Annotated in this window: 13 protein-coding genes; 9 read left to right on the top strand and 4 right to left on the bottom strand. The window is 35.8% G+C overall.

From position 1 onward, the window contains the following. The first annotated feature begins 62 nt into the window (after positions 1-62). The 4 genes from BUC25_RS01080 to hemY all read left to right on the top strand — a co-directional run bounded on the left by BUC25_RS01080 (position 63) and on the right by hemY (position 5,752). Positions 63-2,246 carry a transglycosylase domain-containing protein gene (locus tag BUC25_RS01080; RefSeq protein ID WP_084543307.1) on the top strand — a complete coding sequence of 728 codons (2,184 nt, stop codon included), beginning with the start codon at positions 63-65 and terminating at the stop codon, positions 2,244-2,246. Positions 2,247-2,373: 127 nt separating this feature from the next. Beyond that, on the top strand, positions 2,374-3,405 hold the full coding sequence (gene hemE / locus BUC25_RS01075; RefSeq protein ID WP_073198854.1) for a uroporphyrinogen decarboxylase: 1,032 nt from the start codon (positions 2,374-2,376) through the stop codon (positions 3,403-3,405). A 20-nt stretch (positions 3,406-3,425) separates the two neighbouring features. After that, positions 3,426-4,361 (top strand): ferrochelatase, encoded by a 936-nt coding sequence (gene hemH, locus BUC25_RS01070; protein ID WP_073198852.1) that lies wholly within the window; start codon positions 3,426-3,428, stop codon positions 4,359-4,361. Continuing rightward, a complete protein-coding gene (gene hemY / locus BUC25_RS01065; protein ID WP_073198850.1) occupies positions 4,358-5,752 on the top strand; it encodes a protoporphyrinogen oxidase in 1,395 nt (464 codons plus the stop codon). The genes hemH and hemY overlap by 4 nt, the downstream gene beginning before the upstream one ends. Before the next feature lie 391 nt (positions 5,753-6,143). Here the strand turns inward: hemY and yhfH are convergent, their stop codons facing one another. After that, entirely contained in the window at positions 6,144-6,272 is a 129-nt protein-coding gene (gene yhfH, locus BUC25_RS01060) for a protein YhfH (RefSeq protein ID WP_073198848.1), read from the bottom strand. A 159-nt stretch (positions 6,273-6,431) separates the two neighbouring features. Between yhfH and lplA the strand changes: the two genes are divergently transcribed. The 3 genes from lplA to BUC25_RS01045 all read left to right on the top strand — a co-directional run bounded on the left by lplA (position 6,432) and on the right by BUC25_RS01045 (position 9,870). Then, a complete protein-coding gene (lplA, locus tag BUC25_RS01055; RefSeq protein ID WP_073198846.1) occupies positions 6,432-7,427 on the top strand; it encodes a lipoate--protein ligase in 996 nt (331 codons plus the stop codon). 319 nt (positions 7,428-7,746) lie between these two features. Next, positions 7,747-8,895 carry a M48 family metalloprotease gene (locus tag BUC25_RS01050; RefSeq protein WP_073198843.1) on the top strand — a complete coding sequence of 383 codons (1,149 nt, stop codon included), beginning with the start codon at positions 7,747-7,749 and terminating at the stop codon, positions 8,893-8,895. 36 nt (positions 8,896-8,931) lie between these two features. Beyond that, positions 8,932-9,870, top strand: a complete 939-nt coding sequence (locus tag BUC25_RS01045) for a hypothetical protein (RefSeq protein ID WP_073198840.1) — start codon at positions 8,932-8,934, stop codon at positions 9,868-9,870. 71 nt (positions 9,871-9,941) lie between these two features. Here the strand turns inward: BUC25_RS01045 and BUC25_RS01040 are convergent, their stop codons facing one another. Then, positions 9,942-10,499, bottom strand: a complete 558-nt coding sequence (locus tag BUC25_RS01040) for a histidine phosphatase family protein (RefSeq protein WP_073198838.1) — start codon at positions 10,497-10,499, stop codon at positions 9,942-9,944. Between the two features lie 136 nt (positions 10,500-10,635). Here BUC25_RS01040 and BUC25_RS01035 point away from each other — a divergent pair, with 136 nt between their 5' ends. Further along, positions 10,636-11,085 (top strand): AraC family transcriptional regulator, encoded by a 450-nt coding sequence (locus BUC25_RS01035; protein ID WP_073198836.1) that lies wholly within the window; start codon positions 10,636-10,638, stop codon positions 11,083-11,085. 481 nt (positions 11,086-11,566) lie between these two features. Here BUC25_RS01035 and BUC25_RS01030 read toward each other — a convergent pair whose 3' ends face one another. After that, positions 11,567-13,597: an ABC transporter ATP-binding protein gene (locus BUC25_RS01030; protein WP_073198834.1), complete on the bottom strand. Its 2,031-nt coding sequence runs from the start codon at positions 13,595-13,597 to the stop codon at positions 11,567-11,569. Further along, positions 13,594-15,339, bottom strand: a complete 1,746-nt coding sequence (locus BUC25_RS01025; protein WP_073198832.1) for an ABC transporter ATP-binding protein — start codon at positions 15,337-15,339, stop codon at positions 13,594-13,596. The genes BUC25_RS01030 and BUC25_RS01025 overlap by 4 nt, the downstream gene beginning before the upstream one ends. A gap of 1,001 nt (positions 15,340-16,340) precedes the next feature. Here BUC25_RS01025 and tnpB point away from each other — a divergent pair. Beyond that, complete coding sequence (tnpB, locus tag BUC25_RS01020) at positions 16,341-17,471, top strand: IS200/IS605 family element RNA-guided endonuclease TnpB (RefSeq protein ID WP_073198830.1); 1,131 nt, start codon at positions 16,341-16,343, stop codon at positions 17,469-17,471. Positions 17,472-17,982 lie beyond the last annotated feature (511 nt).

The raw sequence follows: 17,982 nt of genomic DNA, 5'->3' as shown, positions 1-17,982 counted from the left end.
TCTTACATTCTATGATAAAATAAAACTATTGTCGAAATTTAGAAGAAAGGTGGTGTAACAGTTTGGATAAAGAGAAATTGCGAACGATATTTCGTTCTGTATGGGATCGGATCAAAAGATATAAATGGATCACTCTTACCGTGTCGGCAATGCTGTTATTATCGATCGTAGGTTATTTATTTATTATTTTTGGCGGACGCTTTATTTTTGATGAAAAGGCAGTTATTTTACCTGCTGCTTCTACAGTTGTAGCAGAAGATGGAACAGTAATTGGAAAACTTTATACGGAAAACAGGGATTATGTGACCATCGATCAAATTCCAGACCATGTTGAAGAAGCATTTATTGCAATGGAAGACCAGCGTTTCTATGAGCATGCTGGCGTTTCCTTCCCGGCTGTTGCACGCGCCGTTTACCGTGATATTTTAGCAATGAGTAAAGTGGAAGGTGCTAGCACGATTACCCAACAATTGGCTAAAAACTTATTTTTAGTTAATGATAAAACATGGATGAGAAAAACAAAAGAAGTAATGGCATCGATTTATTTAGAACGCAATTATAGTAAATCAAAGATATTGGAATTATATTTAAACGAAATATACTTAGCACATGGCATTTATGGAGTAGGTACTGCAGCTGATTATTTTTTCGGAAAAAATATAGAGGATTTAAATGTAGAAGAGGGTGCATTGTTAGCTGCAATGGTGAAAGCACCAAATACATATAGTCCACAGAACGACCTCGAAGCAGCTAAGCAACGAAGAGACCTTGTATTACAGCAAATGGCTAACAATGATACTATTTCAACAGAAGAAATGTTGGATTTACAAGCAACATCGATTAACCTCAAATCACAAAAAGATGAAAGAGACCCATGGTTGGATGACTATTTCGCATACGTATTAGAAGAATTAGAACAATCCTATGGCTTAAGTAGAGAAGCACTCAAGAGAGGTGGTTATACGATTCAGGTCAACATGGATCCAACCGCCCAAAAAATAGCATACAATCAAATGCAAAAGAGTGATTTTTTTCACGGATCTAATGAGTCGATTAATGGTAGTTTTGTATTAATGGAACAAGAAACAGGTAAATTGCGAGCATTAATAGCGGGTAGAGATTTCGAATTGAGTGATACCAACCATCTCATTACTAAAAAGCAACCAGGTTCAGTGATCAAGCCATTAGCTGTATATGGACCAGCAATGCAATTAAGGAAATTCTCGCCCTATGACCTGATCCCTGATCGTGATATTGATTATGATGGTTACCGGGTAGGTAATGCCGATGGTCATTATGACGACGAAGTGACACAATACCAAGCAGTTGTTGAGTCCAAAAATGCACCTGCTGTATGGTTGCTGGATCAAATCGGTATCGAGTATAGTAAGTCGATTTTGGAAAAAATGAAACTAAATATAGAGGATAATGGGTTAGCAATTGCTTTAGGAGGACTTGAAACAGGACTTACCCCAATTCAAATAACCGAAGGCTATCGTACCTTTATTCATCGTGGAGAATGGCTCGAGTCCAGCAGTATTGCAGCGGTATATGACCGTGACCAAGAACGTTTGCAACCAAAACAAGAAGAGAAAATAAATGTATTTAACTCACAAACTTCGTGGAATATGTTACGAATGTTAGAGGCAGTAGTGAATGAAGGAACTGCAAAAGCAGGAGAGTATCCAAAAGCGTTAGCAGGAAAAACAGGCTCTACCCAACATCCAAAGGTCGATGGCGCTGTGAAAGATGCCTGGTTCACTGGGATTACACCTGATTATGTAATGACAACATGGATTGGATATGAATCTGCAACAAGTGAAAATTATTTAACAACTGGTTCAGAAGCTTCGACACGTTTAACAAAATCGATATTGACAGAAATAGATAAACAAAAGCCCCTTACAGAAAAATTCACTAAGCCAGATGATGTCGAAGATTTACCAGAACCAATTGAATTACCAGTAATTGAAGATGTAACAGCGACAATTGAATTTGGGGGTTTTTCTATATTTAATGGTGTCTTGAATTGGACTCCGACTGATGATAGTAGAGTTATTTATCGAATTTATGAACAAACAGATGAAGGAGATCAATTGATCGGTGAAGTAGAAGGTAAAGGGTCGTATAAAATAGATCGAGTCAATGTATTTAATACACGGGAGTATTATGTGGTTCCATACAATCCACTAACCAACAAAGAAGGAGAACCTTCCAATATCGCGTCCTTAAAAATTGACTTTTGATTCATAACTATTTACAATTACTTTTTAGTTATAATAATTACAATTTAGTGAACTTTTTATAAAAATACTATACAGGATAGGTCAAAACTTCTATAGTAGAATGGAATAGTAAAAAAGGATGGAAAAAATGACAAAATTCAATGATACAATTTTAAAAGCATTCAGAGGAGAAGAAACAGACTACACACCTGTCTGGTACATGCGACAAGCGGGTAGATCGCAAAAAGAATATCGAGAGTTAAAAAAGAAATATTCTTTATTTGAAATTACACATCAACCAGAACTTTGTGCCTATGTAACAAGATTACCAGTTGAGATGTATGATGTAGATGCGGCAGTCCTCTATAAGGATATTATGTCACCCTTACCAGCGATCGGAGTCGACGTTGAAATCAAGTCAGGAATCGGTCCTGTAATTGATAAGCCGATTACTTCTCTCAGTGATATTGAGAAATTAGGGACAATCGATCCAGAAAGTGATGTCCCATACGTAATGGACACAATTCGTCTATTAACAAAAGAACAATTGAATGTACCATTGATCGGTTTCAGTGGTGCACCTTTTACACTGGCAAGTTATATGATCGAAGGTGGACCTTCTAAAAATTATCATAAGACCAAAGCATTAATGTATAGTGATTCAAAGGCATGGTTTATGTTAATGGATAAATTAGCAGATATGACGATTACCTATGTCAAAGCCCAAGTAAATGCCGGAGCACAGGCAATTCAAATTTTCGATTCGTGGGTAGGGGCGTTAAATGTAACAGATTATCGCACCTACATTAAACCGATTATGAACCGTATTTTCAGTGAATTACGTGATACAAACGTACCGTTAATTACGTTTGGGGTTGGAGCTAGTCATCTTATTAAAGAGTGGAATGACTTACCAGTAGACGTAATCGGACTTGATTGGAGAATGTCGATTGCAGAGGCACGTGATTTAGATGTTACAAAAGCACTGCAAGGTAACCTGGATCCAGCCTTTTTGTTATCGGACTGGCAAGTGGTTGAAGAAAAAACAAAACAAATTATTGACGAAGGAAAGCAGCATCCAAGTCACATATTTAATTTAGGACATGGAGTAACACCAGAAATTAGTCCAGATCGACTCAAAAAACTAACTGAATTTGTTCATCAGTACTCACAACGATAAAGAAAGGATGCATATTCATCATGGCAAAGAAAAAAGTAGGATTACTCGTAATGGCATATGGTACACCATACCAAGAAGCGGATATTGAACGATATTATACCCATATTCGCCATGGTCGCAAACCAACCCAAGAAATGTTGGATGACTTAACAGAACGATATCAGGCAATTGGTGGTATTTCACCTTTAGCACGTATTACAAAAGAACAGGCAACAGCGCTTGAAAATCAACTTAACGAAAAACAAGACGATGTAGAGTTTGTCTACTATCTTGGTTTAAAACACATTGAACCTTTTATCGAGGATGCGGTAGCACAAATGGCGGAAGATGGTATTAAAGAAGCTATTTCGATTGTATTGGCACCACATTATTCTACCTTCAGTGTAAAGTCCTATAACGGCAGAGCACAAGAAGAAGCAGAAAAATATGGTATCGCAATCCAGTCTGTCGAAAGCTGGTATGATGCAGAAGGTTTCATCAGCTATTGGTCTGATGCCATTAAGCAAGAGTATCAAAAGATTGAGGATAAGGATAAAGCGGTGCTTGTTGTATCAGCCCACAGTTTACCAGAGAAAATTTTACAAAATGGTGATCCGTATCCACAACAATTAGAACGTACTGCAGAGTTGATTCAGCAGCAAACAGGTATACCTAATGTTGAAATTGGCTGGCAAAGTGAAGGAAATACACCTGATCCGTGGTTAGGACCAGATGTGCAAGATTTAACGAGAGATCTTTTTGAACAAAAAGGTTACCGCTCCTTCATTTATGCACCTGTTGGCTTTGTTGCAGACCACTTAGAAGTATTGTATGACAATGATTACGAATGTAAGGTGGTTTGTGAGGAAATTGATGTAGATTATTATCGACCACCAATGCCAAACGTTGAACCACTCTTTATTGAAACTTTAGCAGGAGTAGTTCTTGAAAAACTGCAAAGTGATGATCAGTCATGAAAAAAATAACTATTATAGGCGGCGGAATAGCAGGACTTACTGCCGCTTATTATTTAAATAAAAAGATAAAGGAAGAAGGCTTAGACTACCACTTACAATTAGTGGAGGCTGGTAACCGGCTAGGCGGAAAAATAGAAACAGAACGTCGCGATGGATTCACGATTGAACGTGGACCTGATTCCTTTTTAATTCGAAAGCAATCTGCTGAACGTCTTGCGCAAGATGTTGGTATTGGAGGTAAACTTGTTAAGAATGGAACAGGTAAATCCTACATTTTAGTGGGGGATGAACTCCATTCGATGCCACAAGGTTCCTTTATGGGTATTCCAACACAAGTAAAACCATTTCTAAACTCCAGTCTATTCAGTTTTACTGGTAAACTACGAGCTGGCATGGATTTTGTCAAACCAAAAGGTGAACCTGCTGAAGACCAATCGTTAGGTAAGTTCTTTAGAAGACGTTTAGGTGATGAAGTTGTTGAAAACTTAATAGAACCATTACTGTCCGGTATTTATGCAGGAGATATGGATGATTTAAGTTTGATGGCCACCTTTCCAAATTTCTATCAACTAGAACAAAAATATGGCAGTCTGATTAAAGGGTTGCAAAAAACAATGCCAGCACCACCAAAGACCTCGGCAAAAAAGCGAAGCATGTTTTATAGTATTAATGGTGGCTTACAAACACTAGTTGATGCATTAGAAGATGCTTTAGGCGACGTGGTGTCCAAGCAAACCGAGGTAAAAGAAATTTCTAAAAAAGAAGATGGTTACCAATTAACAATGCAAAATGGAAAGGAACTGCAAAGTGATGCGGTGTTAATCGCTACTCCTTATCCTGTTATGAAACAGATGTTAACGTCTTATGATTTTGTCTCAGAATTAGTGGAGATGAAAGCTACTTCTGTTGCTAATGTTGCGTTAGCTTTTGACCAATCTGCCATAAAAGAAGATATCGATGGAACAGGTTTTGTCGTATCACGTAATAGCAATTATCGAATTACCGCATGCACCTGGACCCATAAAAAATGGCCAGAAACAGCGGCACCAGAGGGTAAAGCATTATTACGCTGTTATGTAGGCCGTCCAGGTGATGAAGATATTGTAGACCTTTCTGATGAATCATTAGAAGAACTGGTATTGCATGATTTAAATAAGATTATGAAAATAGATGAGAAACCATTATTCACGGTAGTGTCTCGTTGGAAAAATGCTATGCCACAGTATCGAATTGGACATAAGCAACGAGTCGAACAATTAGAAAGCGACTTAAATGATAACCTTCCGGGTGTATTCGTAGCTGGAAGTCCCTATCGAGGTATTGGAATTCCAGATTGCATTGATCAAGGCGAAGCAGCAGTAGATAAAATAATGGATTTCTTAGCAGAGTAACAACAGGTTCCTCTGCTTTTTTTATTGTTTAGGAAATTATAAAATAAGTGGCTGTGGATTATTCGAAATTCTGTATCTAGCGACGTCCAGCTCCAAGCGCCAAAAACTAGGCGACTTCACGAAATCACCCTACGATAAGTCATCATCGGTTCGTAAACTCACCGTGATTCCTTTATCTCAGTTGATTCGCTCCAGTCGCTACGTTTTTAAACGGCACCCTGCGCTTTTTTTCTATAAAAAATACACAAAAAAAAGCAGCTAATGATTAGCTGCAGGTGTCTGTCTTTCACATATATCTCGATTAATTGGATGGGAATGTTCATCATCCTTGTTCAGCAGGATAAGAAGGATGAAAGAAACGAAAGATATGGGTGTAAAAGACATTAACAGGTTAAATGGCGGGATGACTGCAGTTATCACAGGTGTTATGATAACAGTCTGCTTGTTCTACAATATCATTTCCGCACTTGTTACACTTTTTTCTGGGAATGTTGCGAAAGAATTCTAAGATGTTGATCATTTAGATACCCTCCCAAAAGAGTGTCGTACGCATATTGTATTATAACAAAATAAAAAAATCAATACTTTGTATTAGTACAATTTCAAAAAATTGTTTTATCAACGTTGATCTTTTATACTGATAGTTAATGAGAAAAATATAAAGGAGTGTAATGAATAGATGAAATTCATTGATAATAAAGGGATTACCGATCCACAAATAAATTTAGCAATAGAAGAATATGTACTGAAGAAGTTTGGGGAAGAAGATACATATCTGTTATTTTATATTAATCAACCATCGATTATTATCGGAAAGAATCAGAACACAGTAGAGGAAATTAATACTGATTACGTCGATGAAAATGGTATAAAAGTAGTTCGTCGTTTGTCAGGCGGAGGAGCTGTCTACCATGATGAAGGTAACTTGAATTTTAGCTTTATCACAAAAGATGACGGTGATAGCTTTCACAATTTTGCAAAGTTCACAGAGCCTGTAGTGGAAGCGCTAAAAAAGCTAGGAGTACCTGCTGAACTAAAAGGTAGAAATGATCTTGTCGCAGATGGACGTAAAATTTCTGGTAATGCCCAATTTACAACGAAAGGACGTATGTTTAGTCACGGCACATTGATGTATGATTCGGAGATTGAAAACGTCGTACGTTCGTTAAACGTAAAAACTGAAAAAATAAAATCAAAAGGTATTAAATCGATCCGCAGTCGAGTAGCTAATATTTCAGAATTCATGGATGAAAAGCTTTCAATGGATGATTTAAAAGCACATATTTTAAAACATGTTTTTGAAGTAGACAATGTGGCAGATGTGCCAAAATATGAATTAACAGATGAAGATTGGGATAATATTCACCAACTATCAAAAGAACGTTACCAACAATGGGAGTGGAACTTTGGAAAATCACCAAAATTTAATATTCAGCATTCCCACAAGTTTGATGGTGGTTTAGTAGATGTGCGCTTAGACGTTCACAAAGGAATCATCGAACAATGTACGATTTATGGTGATTTCTTTGGTGTGGGCGATGTCAAAGAATTAGAAGAAAAATTAAATGGTGTACGATACGAACGTACAGCAATAAACGAAGCATTAAGTGAGTTAGACGTATCACACTATCTTGGTAAAATTACAAAAGAGGATTTCCTTGGATTAATTTATTAATAATCGCATGTGAATTTTTTTCACTGGATATGTAATTCTCTAGACGGGATAAGTAGTCAGCTTCACAGGATATATTACTCTCTTAACGGGATAAGTCTTTTTATCCCGTTAAGCGAAGACAATATCCCGTGAAGCCAAGGAATTATCCCGTCAAGAAGACCAGTTATCCCGTGAAGAATCACTGGTTACAATCCTTAATCTAGTAAGCCGAACTCCTTGTGTTCGGTTTTTTACTTTCTTCAGTATTCTATATTTTTTGAGCGATGTGTATAATAGTGACAATAGATGTTTAAACTTCATTAAAAAACGGAGATTACGCATGAAAAAGATATTTTTTTTATATTTAACATATATAACTGTTCAGTTCCTATACTTTTATTTCCTCTATCCATTGGACTCCTTAAGTGATTCAAGATATGGTGCAATGTCCCATGCGTTCTTTTTTGCGATGTGGCCTTTGCAACTTCTTATTTTAGCTTGGCTCGTAAAACATCCAATGTTCATAAAACGATTAGAAAAAAAGAGATATAAATTTGTCTTGTATACTACATTTTTGATTGTACTAGATTATATCATTCACTTCCCGTTTCGAGTAACCTGGTACATAATTAGTGTAAGAGAAGGAACTCGAACTCAAGGATTTTTCTCATGGCTACTGGAAGGGTGGCTGAGTACGGGCCTATTTTGGATATCATTATTTGTGATCGTAGCTGGGACAAGTTTTGTTATTAAAAAATGGCCAGTAATATGGGGATGGATTTTATGGGCACTATCGATTCCGATTGTGCTATTTGTTATGTTTGTGCAGCCGATTTGGATCGATCCGTTATTTGATGACTTTAGCTCCTTAGAGAATGGCGAGCTTAATCAGGGGATAGTCGATTTAACAACAGAGGCAGGGATTGAAGATGCAGATATCTTTGTCATTAACAAAAGTGAGAAGGTTTCTACTTATAACGCTTATGTAACGGGAATTTTTAATCATGCTCGCATTGTCTTGTGGGACACCACGATAAATGGTATGGAGACAAGCGAAATTCTTTTTATCATGGCTCATGAGATTGCGCATTATATTTATCACCACGTTTACTGGGGAATCGGATTGTATCTTGTCTTAAGTCTGCTCATTTTATTAGCACTTCAAAAACTATCACACAATTGGATAGATGCTCATAAACTACCATCATTAACAAAGCTATTGCTTATAACAGTCATCATATTAATGGTAATGCAGCCTGTTCAGTTGTTAGTCTCACGACAAATGGAAATCCAAGCCGATCGATACGCAATAAAACAAACGGAAAACCTGGAACCTGCACTAACAAGTTATTACCAATTAGCAGAACAATCGAGAACAGATATTTCGCCTGCTTTCTGGATCAAACTTTTGCGTTCCAGTCACCCGCCTATTGCTGATCGAATCGCACGAATTGAAGAAGAAATTAAAAATCGTGAAACGAATCAATAGGTCTGTTCGTATATAGTAATAGAGGTGATAGAAAAAATGGATGCATTTTATCAAAAAATTGTTAAAGCTCAAGAGGAAAAACGAAAAATCAATCGTTTAAAACATGAACGGAAAGAATTATCGGTTGATTTAGAGAAATTAGAAAAACAAAAAAGCGAATACTATCAAAGATTGCAAGATGAAAAGGTAGATGTGGAAAAGTTAGAGTCGATCAGTATCAGTAATTTATTTTATACGGTTACTGGTAAGAAGTTAGAAAAGCTCGATCAGGAAAAACAAGAAGTCGTCAGAGCACAATTACAATATCAAGAGGCCAAAGAATCGGTAGAAGATATCAAAGAGGATATTGATGAACTCGATCAACAGATTCGTGCTTTAGGTGAGCCGGATGTCCGTTATCAGAATTTACTAGAAGAAAAATATCATCATTTAATAGATTCTAATCATCAGAGTGGGCAAGAGGCGTTAGATTTATTAGAGCAACTTGGTGTGATGCAGGATGAGAAATCAGAAGTAGCAGAGGCGATTGCAGCTGGAGAAGAAGTGAAAAGAGCATTATCCGCTGCGACTGATTCATTAGACAGTGCAAAAAACTGGGGAACAGCTGACATGTTTGGTGGTGGAATCATTTCGACCTCTTTAAAACACAGTCATTTAGACGACGCAGAACGTTCCACTCATAAGGCACAGCGTTTACTTAGAAAATTTTCACATGAATTAAATGATATCGGGAAATCTTTTCAAGCGAACATCGAAATCTCAGGTGGTTTAACTTTTGCCGATTATTTCTTCGACGGCTTAATCATGGATTGGTTTGTCCAGGATAAAATCAATAAATCAGCTGATCAAGTCAGTGATATGTACCAAAAAGTAGATCAAACTATCAGTCAATTGAAACAATTGAATCTGGAGTTAAATGAAACGATTAAAAAAGCCGATCAGCAGTGGGAAACAATTGTATATAATGCTTCGTAAATAGTGATAAATGAAAGGGCATTACTTGATAACAGGTAATGTCCTACCTTATTGAACTAACACCAACAAGACTAAAGCCTATTCCACAATCTATTAACACCTCTTAACCCTCTACCGTCAAAAGTTAATTTATAAACATTTGGCATATCGAGATTTTTCCAAAATGTAAAATCATACTGAAAATCAAAGTGATTCATAATTAGAGCCATTATATTGCCATGTGTACCTATAACAATGTTTTTATCAGCGTACTTATCCAATACGGTATAAGTAGCATCTACCCCTCGTTTTTGAGCATCCTTATTGGACTCTCCACCATCCCAGAAAAAGCTGAAATCTTCCCATACTTTCGCTACTGCAAGATCAAAATCTGTAACAGGACTTGTTGTTAATAGTCGTTCTTTAAATTCCTCTATAATTATCACCTCTTTCCCTAATTGAGCTGCAACACCTTCTATCGTTTGAATAGCTCTCTTATAAGGGCTAGATAAAACAATATCAATCTTCTCCGCTTTTAATATTTCATTTACTATAGTTGCATCTGCAAAACCTCGATCTGATAAAGGCCTTCCTAACTCATCAGGCGTATAGAAAGAGTGAGCGTGCCTTACGAAATATAAACTAGTCAAGTTAACATCAGCTCCTTTAAGCAATCTATAATACTACATAATTTTGAAAAATTTTAAAAATTAACATGTATATATTTTTAAAGCGTGCTACATTCGATATGTATCAAACAAACCAAATATGAAGGGAAGAAAAATAATGAAATTTAAAGTCGAAGTAATTCCAAACTTCCGAATTGCTTATATGCAAAGAGTTGGTCAATATGGTCCCGACAACATTAAAGTCATGGAGAATCTAAAACAATGGGCTAAGGAGAAAAATCTCCTTGAATCTGCAATTCTATTTTGTATCTCACATGATAAACCAGAAACAACACTTCCTGAAAACTGTAGATTTGATGCATGCATTGTAATATCAGATGATTATCAAGTGGATGATTCCGTTCTTGAAAGACGGCTTTCTGGTGGAAAGTATCTTACTTGCGAAGTTAAACATACAGCAGCTGATATTCAAAAAGCTTATAGTGATATTTTTCAGTCACTACAAAATAACGGATATGAAATGGATGAAAAGCCAATTATGGAAAAATACACTGGTGATAGGACTAACAACAATTATTGTGAAATATGTGTTCCTGTAAAACGATAAAAGGTGTTAAAGATTTTTTTGATTGAACCAATATTATAGTAACAAAATAAGAAGAACAAATTGTTTATGAATGTTGACAACTTTGTTCTTCTTTCATCCATGTAATCATGTAATATCGATTGTTTATCCATCCAGTAGTACTAGGTAACGGGAAATCTATGTTTTCTATCCCACTGGAGCTTCAATTAAAAGAAACATTATCCTTTTCATCAGGTATTGTTTTCTTCAAAATCGAAAAATATAAAGTATTTACATCCCTGCTAAAAAGGTTTCATTAGTAAAACAAGGGTAGGGCATAAATCTATTATTAGTAGAAATATCCAAACACTTATTGAACAAAAGTTCAAAAGCGTTTGGATTTTTGATTAACATGAAGACTGCTTATTACTTTTTTCTTTTTAGAAATAGCAGCTATTTGTACAGCGATCTTTCTTTATAGTAATGTTTGATTTTTGGTTATACTACATAAGATTTGTGTCAGTTATAATGCGGCGGATTTTTTTCCTTGCTGCATTTTAAACATTTGATAATAGTTACCGTAAAGTTGTAAGAGTTCGTGGTGTGTCCCTTTTTCTATAATATTCCCTCTTTCCAGTACAATGATTTGATCAGCATGCTGAATCGTAGACAACCGATGGGCAATTACAAGCATTGTTCTCCCTTTTGCTAATACTTTCATCGCCTCTTGTATTTGTCCTTCGGTTTCGGTATCAATATTGGCAGTTGCTTCATCAAGTATTAGAATGCTAGGGTCAAAGGCTAAAGCTCTGGCAAATGATAGTAATTGGCGTTGGCCTGTAGAAAATTCGCTCCCGTTTTCACCGACAGTTTCATCGTATTGTTTAGGAAGTTTTTCAATAAATTGATCTGCTCCAACGGCTTTTAAAGAAGCAATTGCTTTTTCTCTTGAGATGGTCGGGTCATTTAACGTTATGTTGGAAAGAACAGTACCAGTAAAAATAAATGGATCTTGTAATACAATGCCAATGTTTTGTCTCACCTGTTGCTTAGACAAGCTTGAAGTGTCTTTTCCATCAATCTTAATGGCTCCTTTCTGTGGATCATAAAATCGAAATAACAAATTCATAATGGAACTTTTTCCTGAACCGATATGACCGACAAATGCAGCTGTTTCCCCAGGTTTAATATGGAAACTGATATTGTGTAAAATATAATTATTGCTGGTATAAGCAAAGCCCACATTCTCAAATTTCACATCACCTTCGATGGTGGTTGAGTCAATCGGATGAATTTCTTCGTCTTCCTCATCCAATAACTCAAAAACACGTGCTCCAGCAACTCTGGCTTGTTCTAATTGTGGCAGTTGGTTAACAATTTGAGTAATTGGCTCAAATAGACGGGTAAGATAATCAACAAATGCGTAAAGTACGCCTGCCGTGATAACACTTTCACCTGTTAGGGAAGAAGAACCGAAGAACCAGATAAAAGCGACAAAAGCAACACCCCGAATAGCATTAACGAGATTAAAGGAAGTTAATGCGTTTAATACAATTAACTTCTTTTGATAAGAAAAATGACGGTTATTCAGCACCTCGAATTCCTGTTGTGTTTCCTTTGTTCGCCGAAATGCCTGGATGATAGGCATTCCTTGTATCGACTCATTAATCGATCCGTTAATGTCTGTATTGGTTGTACGGATCACGTAATTATAGTTTCCTGCATATTTTTTGTACAGCTTCATCCATACAAATAGAAGTGGAATAAGAAGCAGACAGATACTCGCTAAAGTAGTATTCAACAGAAATAATGCGACAAAGATACCTGTCATATAAATAAAGCCGTTGACAAAGGTTTCCAACACTTTCACATATAATTCTTTGATCGCTTCAGTATCATTGGTTACTCTTGCTACTATCTTTCCTGCTGGTCGATTTACAAAGTATTGCATCGGTAATGCTTCAATATGATGAAATACATCATTTCGCATTTTTTGAATTATTTTATTTGCAGATATTTGTAACAAGTAGGTTTTTGTATATTGAAAGACAGCGGCTATTAAAATTAAACCTAGGTATAAGCTAAGTAGTAAAATAATAGGATGTACCTCTGGGCCGAAAAAAGTATATAAATCTCCTGCCGATAATTGCTCACCAGCTATTAGCTCAGTTGATTGATCATAGCTTATTTTTAGCCTGCCATCATCTATCACTTCAATAGATCGATGTCTAGAAATGGTTCCTTCGACTAAATAGTAATTATTTTCTGACTGTACTAATGTATATTCATTTAAAATAGCGTCACTTTCCTTTAAACGATCCTCTCTTTTAAAAAAGGAATCTTTATAATCAACGGTATCCGTGTCACTGTTTGCTTCCACTTCTAACCAGGTTGTCTGTATACCCACAATATGATGATCAATCACTCTTTTAGCTATAAAAGGACCAGTTAGCTCTAATCCCACTGCTATTATCAAGCAGATTAGACCTATAATAATCAATTTTTTCCTAGATAGGGCATATTGAAATAATCTTTTTTCTGTTGAAGGTTTCATTCGTTCACCTCACCTTCCATTTGTTGTATTTCAAATTGTTTTTTATACCATTTATTTTCATTCATTAGTTGCTTATGTGTGCCGTGTTCGACGATATGACCGTCATCCAATACAATAATTTGGTCAGCGTGCTTTACTGCTGATAAACGATGGGCAGCGATTAACGTTGTTTTTCCTTTTCGTTCCTTTTTTAAATGGGCTATAATATTTGCCTCTGTTTTACCATCAACAGCAGAAAGCGAATCGTCTAAAATTAATATTTCTGGATCCATTAATAAAGCTCTTGCCAATGATACCCGCTGCTTTTGACCACCAGATAAGGTAACACCACTTTCTCCAACGATAGTATCCAAGCCGTTTGGTAAAGATTCCATATCATCTCGTAAGCATGCAGATTCTAATATATGGTGAATTTCTTCTAACGATTTTTCACCGCATCCAAACGTGAGATTTTCTTTTACTGTCTTGGAAAAGAGAACATGCTCTTGAGGAACGTAACCAATCCAGCTTCTTGTCATATCTAATGTGAAGTGATTTATTGGAATTTGATTAATAGTTAAGTTGCCTTCAGGTGGAGCATAGTCTCTTAAAAGCTGCTTGAAAAGAGTTGTTTTCCCAGCACCTGTTTTGCCAACTACACCAATTGTCTCACCACGTTTAATTAGTATATTGATTGCACTGAGTTGAGCACCTACTGCCCCAGGATAAGTAAAACTAACATTTTTATAATGAATGATTTCTGGTACATCGGTAAATTTAGGGTTGTTTGGATCTTTTACATCAGAAGTTTGTGCCAGCACTTGCTCAACCCGATCGATCGAAGCATTCCCGCGTTGCATGACATTAATTAACTCTCCAATTGCAAACATCGGCCATATGAGCATTCCTAAATATACGTTAAATGTAACTAGATCTCCCAAGGAAATACGATTTTCAAATACCATCACTGCTCCGTATCCTAACCCGATGGTATAGGAGATACCGACTAACACTTTTATGGTCGGTTCAAAATACGCCTCCATTTTAGCAACTGATTTATTTTTTTGAAAAACTTCTTCTGTCATCGACGAAAAGCGTTTTATATCCTGCTTTTCTTGTACAAACGCGCGGATGACACGTACTCCCCGTACTGATTCAAGTGTGTAGTTGTTTAGGTCACTGAAAGCGGATTGAGCTGCTGTAAAACGATGATGGATAATGCTTCCATATTTATGAACGATGAATGCCATGATTGGCATAGGTAGTAATGCGGCTAAAGTTAAAGACCAGTTTATCGTAAAACCCATCATCAAAATAATTAGCAACATAAAAATAGTTGAATCCACTAATGTTAAAACACCGAATCCAGCTGTCATCATAATCGCCTTTAGATCATTCGTTGATCGTGCCATCAAATCACCGGTTCGATTGTTACTGAAGAACCGGGGACTCATGTTTAAAAAGTGACGCATTAATTTAGAGCGCATCTTCCGTTCCAGTAGTAGGGAACCACCAAATAAATTATAGTCCCATAGGAACATAATCGCGTAGCTTACTACTATTAGACTAATAAATATTAGAATAAGTTCTGTTAATCTTGCAGCTGTCAGTTGATTGGATTGAATGGCATCAATCGTCGTCCCAACTAACTTTGGTGGGATTAAATCAATAAAACTTACAATAATTAAAGCAATAATTGCAATCGTGTAGCGCAACCATTGCTCTTTAAAAAACCATGACAATTTATGAAATACCGAAAACATTATTTTCTCGCTCCCCTCTAGATACCTTCTCTGTTATCGGATAGGGCTAACCGCTATCTAGCCTCTGTTTATAACTTACGTGCGAAAACAATTTTATCCATGTCATTATTTTCTCTCCCTTGAAATAAATGGTATTGATAAAAAACAAAAAGAGCGCATACGTCCATGACGTATACGCTCCTGTGAAAGATACTACTCCATATATCAGAGTATTTTTTCAAGTAACAAAAAAAGTCACGAATCTATTAGTGACCTCTAAAAAGTGATTATCATCTTAAAATAATACCCAAATAAAATGCTAAGAACAGGTCACGGTAAAATTATTTGGTTGTAAATGTTGAATTCTTTTAGCCTGACGTCTCATTTTACCGGACCTCCTTTACTTGTTTTTTATCAATGTTCAATTATTATATATTTTAAATAGTTAATGGTCAATAGAAAATTGGATTATTTTTCAATTTAAAACGCACACAATGATTGATTATTTAAAATTATCCACTTCATTATTGGGTGAATAAAGAAATATCTTTTTACCTTGCCCTAGTGCAATACCTAATTCAATATGACTTCTAATTCCTGCCGGTAATAAGATGATTATAAAATAAGAAGAACTCTACTTGGCTCTTAAGCAGCCTTATGTATGATTCTTTATCCAATGAAAATATCTTTTAGAATAAGATTGCAATTCCTTCATGTAGGAAAGCCACCCGTTAGCTTAATAAAATTGTATAATTTACTTGTGAATTATAATTAAGTATTAAATCGCACCCTGCAAACCCTATTTGTTTCTTTTCCTATCAAACGGGTTTATATAATACAAGCCGAAACAAAGAGGTGAATTATTTATCAAACTTAGGCGAGAAGACTCCTTCCTCAAAACGCGAAAGGTTTAGGTGGGAGATGAATCACCCTTTTTTGAAAAATAGTCATGTTATCTTTTGTGCGAATACTTGTTCGGTAGTATAATAGAAGATAGATAAAACGGAAGGGGTGAACAACCGATGGCTGTTCAACACAAAGCATATCAATATCGTATTTTTCCGAATAAACAACAACAAAACTTTATATTGCAGTCTTTCGGTTGTTCACGCTTCGTGTTCAATCATTTTCTCGAAAAAATCAAAAATAGAGATGAAGAAAACCAAAAAACACTACAAGTGAATGCGTTTAAGAATGAACTAAAAAGCATGAAAACAGGTTATGTTTGGTTGAAGTTAGTCGATAGCATCAGCTTGCAGGCAAGCATTGAGCATTTGAACGATGCAATGGTTCGGTTTTTCAAGAAGCAAAACAATTTCCCACAATTCAAAAGTCGCAAACATCCGGTAAAAAGCTATACCACCAAGTCCGTGAATGGCAATGTCAAAGTGACAAAAACACATATTAAGTTACCAAAAGTAGGGTGGATTCGATACGCTAACAGTCGCCCTCTCCCGGATAGTGCGGTGATTAAACACGTAGTAGTGCGTCAAAATGCAGCTGGCAAGTATTTTGTATCTATCAATGTAAAAGAAGAGGTTAAAAAAAGAGATAAAACCAACCAAACCATCGGTTTGGATATGGGATTAACACATTTCGTTATTGATTCAAATGGCAACAAAATCAACAACGAACGTTATTTTCAATCTTTAGAGAAAAAGTTGGTTAAAGCTCAACGTTCTCTTTCTCGAAAGCAAAAGTTTTCAAATAATTGGCACAAACAAAAGAAAAAAATAGCTACTATTCATGAGAAAGTAGTGAATAAAAGAAAAGACTTTCAACATAAACTATCTTCTGAACTAGTCCAACAGTATGATGTCATTGCCATCGAGGACTTATCTGTTTCCGATATGTTGAAGGATAAATTATTTAGCAAATCCATCCAGGATGCTTCCTGGAGTGAATTCACGACGATGTTAGCTTATAAATGTGATTGGTATGGCAAAGAACTTGTAAAAGTGGGGAAGCATTTCCCTTCTACTCAAATATGTTCTTCTTGTAAACAGAAGCATTCGATAACCAAGGATACTTCTATTCGAGTATGGACATGTCCGACTTGTCAAACTAATCATGATAGAGACATCAACGCAGCTGTTAATATTCTCGAAGAAGGTATGCATCTTTCAACCGTCGGTGCGACGGGGATAGCCTGATAAACTTAGAATCGTTAGGTTCTATGACCCAGGAATCCTCTTCCACAACAAGCTTTAGCTTGTAGGTGGGGGTAGTTCAATGATTTAATAACATCTTCTTTTGAAATTACTTTTGACCAGTAGGATTCATTGCTCAAAAAGTTAAAAATAACATTCAGTTTTAAATCAGTTTTATCCATAGTAATAAGATAATCTCCATTTTTCCAACTTTTTTTAACCAAAATCTCCACCTCAAATTATAATTTTTGTATAATAATACAATACTTTGAATATTAATACAATTTATTTTATTAGTTTTAGATCAAACTTTCCGATACTCTACATTTATATTAACATAAAATTACAATTACTCATTTAAAAAAATGGAAATTAACTCATTAACTGTAGTCATTGTGTATTTTGGGTATGATTTTGTATATTAATACCAATTCTAATGTGAGATATTCGTGATAGACCAACGAATATAAAGAGGTTAAATCTCATACAAATAGACCTAGCTAATTGCTATGTT

Origin of the sequence: Gracilibacillus kekensis, from assembly GCF_900143085.1 — a bacterium.
In the GTDB taxonomy this organism is placed as follows: domain Bacteria; phylum Bacillota; class Bacilli; order Bacillales; family Amphibacillaceae; genus Gracilibacillus; species Gracilibacillus kekensis.
Note: the sequence above shows the minus strand (reverse complement) of the source record. Positions and strands in the feature narration are given on the sequence as shown.

Coding starts and splice junctions, on each gene's coding strand:
- hemE (WP_073198854.1), top strand. CDS start 2,374: ATGACAAAATTCAATGATACAATTTTAAAAGCATTCAGAGGAGAAGAA.
- hemH (WP_073198852.1), top strand. CDS start 3,426: ATGGCAAAGAAAAAAGTAGGATTACTCGTAATGGCATATGGTACACCA.
- hemY (WP_073198850.1), top strand. CDS start 4,358: ATGAAAAAAATAACTATTATAGGCGGCGGAATAGCAGGACTTACTGCC.
- yhfH (WP_073198848.1), bottom strand. CDS start 6,272: ATGATCAACATCTTAGAATTCTTTCGCAACATTCCCAGAAAAAAGTGT.
- lplA (WP_073198846.1), top strand. CDS start 6,432: ATGAAATTCATTGATAATAAAGGGATTACCGATCCACAAATAAATTTA.
- BUC25_RS01050 (WP_073198843.1), top strand. CDS start 7,747: ATGAAAAAGATATTTTTTTTATATTTAACATATATAACTGTTCAGTTC.
- BUC25_RS01045 (WP_073198840.1), top strand. CDS start 8,932: ATGGATGCATTTTATCAAAAAATTGTTAAAGCTCAAGAGGAAAAACGA.
- BUC25_RS01035 (WP_073198836.1), top strand. CDS start 10,636: ATGAAATTTAAAGTCGAAGTAATTCCAAACTTCCGAATTGCTTATATG.
- BUC25_RS01030 (WP_073198834.1), bottom strand. CDS start 13,597: ATGAAACCTTCAACAGAAAAAAGATTATTTCAATATGCCCTATCTAGG.
- BUC25_RS01025 (WP_073198832.1), bottom strand. CDS start 15,339: ATGTTTTCGGTATTTCATAAATTGTCATGGTTTTTTAAAGAGCAATGG.
- tnpB (WP_073198830.1), top strand. CDS start 16,341: ATGGCTGTTCAACACAAAGCATATCAATATCGTATTTTTCCGAATAAA.